Raw genomic sequence first — 4,340 nt, forward strand, 5'->3', positions numbered from 1 at the left:
TGGCTCCCGGAGCAGGATTCGAACCTGCGACCAATCGATTAACAGTCGATTGCTCTACCGCTGAGCTATCCGGGAACAACGTGGCGGCGTCTTAGCGGGGCGATCCGGATAGCGCAACCCCCTTGCGAGCCGACCAAGCAGATTTGTCGTCATCGCTGTGGAAGATGCGATGCCGGGTTGCGGCGGCGCGCGGCTTGTGGTTAGTGCGCTCTCGCTGAAGCGGCCGCGGCCGTTTTCGCAGGAAGGCCTCGTGGCGGAGTGGTTACGCAGAGGACTGCAAATCCTTGCACCCCGGTTCGATTCCGGGCGAGGCCTCCAAACAAAAAATCCAAGAATCTGATTTCGCCGTAGCGCTGTGAGCCACCAGTTCATGGTGGCCTGTCCCTTGTGAGCAGAGCAACTGCCGGACGAGATTGCAGCAGGGTTCGATCGAATCGAACCATGGACAGCTGGAATGCGGATCTGGGATCTGCGCCCATTGCTGGGCGGCTGATTCTGGGACCTGCCGCCGCAGCCGGCGCTCACATCGCAAAGCTCGGTATATTATTGCAGAATTGCACTGATCGGCTCAACGAAGCACTGGCCCTAAGGCTTCGTGGAGCCGAAGGGCAGAGATCACGATGAACGCCGTCAGGGCGAACTCCAGCATCAAACGGAAACGAACTTCGCTCACCGGCCGTTTGGCCTCCGCTCGGCTGCGCCAGAATCGGTCGCCGTGTTTCATTTCGGCGCGCTCCAATTGGTGGTCAGCCGACCGGAACAAGAAGCACGCCAGACGATTTCGCGACGGATTCGGCCCCGGGGAACCAATCCCCCTGCACGATGTTCTCTCAGAGGATTTTCGCGTAGCGCCTGGCGGCGACGGTCGGCCGGCGAGGGCTTGAAAGCCCGGATGAGCCCCATCGGTCCCCGGTGGGGCTCTTTCGATTCAGGGCGTCGTGGAATGGGACTGAAACGCACCCGGCACGACGCGCTCGGGAAATGTCAGCGACGACACGGCGATGATCACCGTCAGGCCGATGATGCCCAGCCAGAGCCAGAAATCCGGTGGCGGTTTTTTCGGGTTGTCCATCTGAAGGGGACGCCCGAGCAGCCTTCCCGGTTCCCGATCTCAAGCCAATCCCTTCGCGGTCAGGCGCATTTGCGCGCTTTCAACCGGATCGAGCGCCATCGACGGGCGAATCCGTCGGAGGCTTTCGGACTGCCTCGCCACGGCCGAAGGCCGCCCCGTGCTTGATCGCCAGGGAAAGAATCGCCCGCCCGACGGCTTCCGGCAGGTCTGCATCCAGCACGACGCGCAGGCGTCCGGTGCCCGCCTCCACGGCCGACACCTCGAACGCCGCCGCCTTGGGCCGCTGCGCCGCGCGCGGGCGACGCGAACCGAACAAGGTGTCCAGCTTGCGGCCCATCTCTCCGAGTTCGAGGTCGAGACCGGCTTCCTGCAATGCATCCATCTTTCAACAGCCGTCCATCTGGAGCCACCGTTCAGGCTGTGATTCGCCTTAAGGAATTCGTTTACAAAACGTTAAAATTTTAGTTAGTGACGCGTGCCTGTTCAGGCGGAGTAGCGTCATGGTTCAAGCAATTCTGATAGCGGTTCTCATGTCTGCGACCGCGGGCGTATCCTGGCTCATCGCCGATTATCTGCATCTGCCTCTGGAAGTCTGAACCGCCCAGACCGGATTCGACAAGCGCCGGCCCTTACCCCGGGTCCTTGCCTATGGTCGCCTCGCGGTCAAACTCAAACTTGTCCCCTGTCCGGTACCGATCCGCTCCGGCGGCGTTGATCGGAGATTGCGGCCTGCGCGGTCGTGCCCGCCGGATGAGAAATGATGACCAAGCCTGCTCTTCACTGGTTCCGCAACGACCTCAGGCTGGCGGATAACCCGGCGCTTGCTGCCGCGGCTGAAGCAGGGCCTGTCCTGTGCCTCTACATCCTCGATACCGGGCCGGAGCGCCGGCCCCTCGGCGGCGCCTCGCGCTGGTGGCTGTCGCGCTCGCTCGAAACGCTCGGCGAAGCGCTGGCCCGCAAGGGCGGGCGGCTCATGCTGATGCAAGGTGACCCGGCGGTGTTGCTGCCGCGCATCGTGACGGAGGCCGGAATCAGGTTGGTCACCTGGAATCGCCGCTACGAGGCGTCGGAGATCGCGCTCGACCGCGAGCTCAAGGAGGAGCTGTCCGGACAGGGAATCGATGTCCGCAGTTTCAACAGCCATCTCCTGAACGAGCCCTGGCAGGTCACGACCACGACCGGGCAGCCAATAAAGGTGTTCACGCCCTATTGGCGGGCAGCCCGGCAGAAGGGCGAGCCGGCCGCCCCGCTTCCCGCCCCGGAGCGAATCCCCGCGCTCCCCCTGCCCGATTCGGTCGATGCGCTGACGGTGCCCTTGTCCGATCTCGGCCTCGAACCCCGGAAACCTGACTGGGCCGGCGGCATGCGGGCAGCGTGGGCGCCGGGAGAGGCGGGCGCCGTGATGCGACTCGACGACTTCATCGGCAGCGGGCTCGCCGGCTATGTCGGGGATCGCGACCGCCCAGACCGGGCTGGGACGTCGCGGCTCTCACCGCATCTGCATTTCGGCGAGATCGGCCCGTGCCAGATCTGGCATGCGCTGCATCATGCCAGCGCGGCCGGCGAAGCCGCGGGGTCGGAGCAGGACGCCGAGAAATTCCTCTCCGAGATCGGTTGGCGGGAGTTTTCCCACCATCTGCTTTTCCACACTCCCGATCTCGCGACCCGCAACTACGATTCGCGATTCGATGCCTTTCCCTGGCAGCCCGACGATGCGGCGCTCGCCCGCTGGCAGCGCGGCCGGACCGGCATCCCGCTCGTCGATGCTGGCATGCGGGAGCTCTGGACGACCGGCTGGATGCATAACCGCGTGCGGATGGTCGTCGCCTCCTTCCTGATCAAGCATCTGCTGCAGGATTGGCGAGCGGGCGAAACCTGGTTCTGGGACACGCTGGTCGATGCCGATGCGGCCAACAATGCCGCGAGCTGGCAATGGGTTGCGGGCTCTGGCGCCGACGCCTCGCCCTATTTCCGCATCTTCAATCCTGTCACGCAGGGCGAAACCCACGACCCGCGCGGCACCTATGTCCGCCGATGGGTGCCTGAACTGGCGGGGCTTTCCGACAAGGATATCCACCAGCCCTGGAAGGCTTCCGAGAGGTCCTTGCGCGAAGCGGGTGTTCGAATCGGCGAGACTTACCCTGCCCCGCTGGTCGACCTCGCGTTCGGACGGCAAAGGGCGCTCGACGCCTTCGCTGCGATGCGCAACTAGAGCAATTCCGGGCGCAAAACCGTTGCGCACCTTTGCTGGATTTGCTCGGGCTTCAGCCGCTGCGTTCGGCGAAGCGGCGCATCAGCGCGAAATAGACCGGATAAGGTAGAAGACGCGCGGCCTTCAGGATCCAGGCAAGCCGGCGCGGCACCGTGATCTCGAAGCCGCCGCGCTCGAACCCATCGACGATTCGCCGGGCGCCGTCCTCCACCGTCATCAGGAACGGCATCGGGAAGCGACGGCCCTCCGTCATCGGCGTCTCGATGAAGCCGGGGTTGACCAGTTGCAGGCGGATGCCAGCCGTCTCGCAATCGAAGCGCATCGACTCGCAGAAATAGATCGCGCCCGCCTTGGCCGCGCCATAGGCCGCCGCGCCGGGCAAGCCGCGATAGCCGACGAGCGAGGCGTTGACCGCGATCTGGCCTGCCCCCCGCACGACCATGCGCGGCTGTATCGCGAAGAAGCTCTTGGCGACGCCGAGCAGGTTGACCCCGACGACCTTCTCAACCGTCTCGACATCGATCGCCCTGCCCTGGCCGGAGGCGATGCCGGCATTGAGGAAGGCGAGCGCAATCGGCCCGTGGATGCTCTCGATGGCATCGGTGACATCGCGCATGCCTTGCGCATCGGTCACGTCTCCGGCATGGGCGACGATGCGGCCGGGCAGCTTGTCGGCGCTGCGGGCAAGACGCTCCAGCACCTCGAGCCGCCGGGCGGTCACGGCCACCGTCCAGCCCCGGCGCGCGAGTTCGAGCGCGACCGCGGCGCCTATGCCGGAGCTGGCTCCGGTGATCCAGGCAACACCGTCCTGCGGCTTCATGCGGGGCAAGGCCATGGCGGCTCCGGGTTGGCGGGGTAGTCATCTAGGCACTGAATCGCCGAGCCGGAAGCCATGCGCCCCAAATCATCCCCGCTATCCCGCCAATGAGGTGGCACCTCGGCGGCAATCGGTGCAGTCTGCGCCGCGAAGGCGCGCTCCCGCCACTCAAGAGATACGAGACCATGCCGACCGAACTGCTCTTCCGCCAGGATGCCTATCTCAAGGAAACGCCCGCG

The 4,340-nt window shown here is 65.0% G+C and carries 4 protein-coding genes and 2 tRNA genes; 2 read left to right on the forward strand and 4 right to left on the reverse strand.

Annotation, left to right across the window (positions count from 1 at the left end; all coding sequences use genetic code 11):
- Window positions 1-75: transfer RNA gene (locus Q0Q02_RS23335), tRNA-Asn, on the reverse strand.
- Between the two features lie 169 nt (window positions 76-244).
- On the opposite strand from Q0Q02_RS23335, the gene Q0Q02_RS23340 reads away from it, so the two are divergent.
- Window positions 245-318, forward strand: a tRNA-Cys gene (locus Q0Q02_RS23340).
- Window positions 319-928: 610 nt separating this feature from the next.
- Here Q0Q02_RS23340 and Q0Q02_RS23345 read toward each other — a convergent pair.
- Entirely contained in the window at window positions 929-1,072 is a 144-nt protein-coding gene (locus Q0Q02_RS23345) for a hypothetical protein (protein WP_293813165.1), read from the reverse strand.
- Window positions 1,073-1,151: 79 nt separating this feature from the next.
- Window positions 1,152-1,454 carry a hypothetical protein gene (locus Q0Q02_RS23350; RefSeq protein ID WP_293813167.1) on the reverse strand — a complete coding sequence of 101 codons (303 nt, stop codon included), beginning with the start codon at window positions 1,452-1,454 and terminating at the stop codon, window positions 1,152-1,154.
- A 378-nt stretch (window positions 1,455-1,832) separates the two neighbouring features.
- Here Q0Q02_RS23350 and Q0Q02_RS23355 point away from each other — a divergent pair, with 378 nt between their 5' ends.
- A complete protein-coding gene (locus Q0Q02_RS23355; RefSeq protein WP_367275056.1) occupies window positions 1,833-3,284 on the forward strand; it encodes a deoxyribodipyrimidine photo-lyase in 1,452 nt (483 codons plus the stop codon).
- A 52-nt stretch (window positions 3,285-3,336) separates the two neighbouring features.
- Here Q0Q02_RS23355 and Q0Q02_RS23360 read toward each other — a convergent pair whose 3' ends face one another.
- Complete coding sequence (locus Q0Q02_RS23360; protein ID WP_293813171.1) at window positions 3,337-4,119, reverse strand: SDR family oxidoreductase; 783 nt, start codon at window positions 4,117-4,119, stop codon at window positions 3,337-3,339.
- Window positions 4,120-4,340 lie beyond the last annotated feature (221 nt).

Origin of the sequence: uncultured Allobosea sp., from assembly GCF_945956895.1 — a bacterium.
GTDB lineage: Bacteria > Pseudomonadota > Alphaproteobacteria > Rhizobiales > Beijerinckiaceae > Allobosea.

Excerpts from the sequence above, each read along its gene's own strand:
- Q0Q02_RS23350 (WP_293813167.1), bottom strand. The coding sequence starts at position 1,454 with ATGGATGCATTGCAGGAAGCCGGTCTCGACCTCGAACTCGGAGAGATG.
- Q0Q02_RS23345 (WP_293813165.1), bottom strand. The coding sequence starts at position 1,072 with ATGGACAACCCGAAAAAACCGCCACCGGATTTCTGGCTCTGGCTGGGC.
- Q0Q02_RS23360 (WP_293813171.1), bottom strand. The coding sequence starts at position 4,119 with ATGGCCTTGCCCCGCATGAAGCCGCAGGACGGTGTTGCCTGGATCACC.
- Q0Q02_RS23355 (WP_367275056.1), top strand. The coding sequence starts at position 1,833 with ATGACCAAGCCTGCTCTTCACTGGTTCCGCAACGACCTCAGGCTGGCG.